General features: G+C 57.5%; 1 protein-coding gene. It reads right to left on the reverse strand.

Going from position 1 to position 1,582, the window contains the following annotated elements:
- On the reverse strand, positions 1-1,520 hold a 1,520-nt coding region (gene tssI, locus EE949_RS00035; RefSeq protein WP_122661870.1), incomplete at its 3' end, for a type VI secretion system tip protein TssI/VgrG.
- Positions 1,521-1,582: the final 62 nt, after the last annotated feature.

Raw genomic sequence — 1,582 nt, forward strand, 5'->3', positions numbered from 1 at the left:
ACATGCTCGGACCAGTCGCGTTGGGCGCGGATGGAAATGGACTCGGCACCTTTGCGGTCTTCGATGCGCAGTTCGTTAAAACCTGCGCCGCCCGGACTGCTCTGGGTTTTGAGTACGGTCTGGGTGTTTTGCGCGGGCAGGTTCAGCGGCACTCGCGTACCGGCATTGGGTAAACAGGCCTGCACGTAAGGCTGGTCCGGATCGGCTTCAAAGTAACCCACAATCACTTCCATGCCGACTCGCGGAATCATTGCAGTGCCATATTGCTCATGCGCCCAGCCGGTGGCGACCCGCAGCCAGCAACTGGAGTGCTCGTTGCGACCACCCTCGCGATCCCAGAAGAACTTGACCTTGATCCGCCCGTATTCGTCGCAGTAAATCTCTTCGCCCTGTGGACCAGTCACCACCGCGTGCTGGCTGCCTAAAACCCTTGGTTTGCGGTGCCTGAGCGGTGGACGAAAAACCACCTTGCCAGGGATAGCTTCAAAACGGTTTCGATACCCTTGGGTAAACGCCCCCGACGCCCGAGGCATCGACTCCTCCAGCACTTGCGGCTGTTTGCCCTCGTGAAACACCGAAGTAAGCAGCCATTGCTGGCTCCACTCCGGATTTGGATGTTCCAAGTTAAACAAGTGGCCACTGACCAACGCACTTTGATCACCCGAACCACTGGCCAACCGGACATCACCGCGGTTTCGCTCAAGCACCTTTTGCGCTTGCCGAGCGCCAACACTCCGATCGGTAAACGGCGCTGGATACTGATAATCCTCCAGCTCCTTACGCCCATCACCGCCCGCACTGCTGAGCAGGTCCACCTGAGGCAACTGAAAGTGATAGGTCTGGTGGCTGGCCTTGCCCGAACGCGTGGCGAGTCGCACGTTGAAGGTATTGATAACCGAAGCTTCTGCGACCAACCCGCTGTTCTGCACGTACGCGACCGCCGGTTTGAGCACCGGCAATTGAATGGGGTCGTCTGCAAACACCAGTAAATGCCCGTCAGGGCGGTGCTGGAAATGAAAGTGGATGCCCTCTTCTTCGCACAACCTGCGCACGAAATGCAGATCGGTTTCCTGATACTGGGTGCAGTAGTCGCGAGGCTTGCAGGGCTCGCGTAGCTTGAAGGCAAAGTCGTTGCTAAAGATGGCGTGATCCTTGAGGACCAGCGCGATGATTTCCGGGACCGTCTTGCCCTGAAAGATCCGATGATTGCTGCGGTATTCCAGACGTTTAAGGCTGGGCACCAACTGGATGAAATAGTGGGTGAAGCGCTTGCCGGAATCACCCTGAGCGATTTCGCCGATCTGTCCGTGAAGGCCATTGCCTTCGGCGTCGAACTTGAGAAATGCCAGGCGGTGCAGCAGGTCTTCCAGTTTGAGATTGGCGCGTTCGCTAACCAGCTCTATCCGTACGCTGAACGGACGGCTGATGGACTCCTTGGCGGTAAAGGCCAGCACTCTCAGGTCATGCTCAAACCCGGCGATTTCCAGCGTGAACGAGGCGCGATTGGCGGGGTTGAACATGGGCGAGTCCTTGGCCTGAGTAAAAGGCAGGACTTTGCACTAACACGCGGTAACAAGAAGTC

Source organism: Pseudomonas viridiflava, assembly GCF_900602065.1.
Taxonomy (GTDB): domain Bacteria; phylum Pseudomonadota; class Gammaproteobacteria; order Pseudomonadales; family Pseudomonadaceae; genus Aquipseudomonas.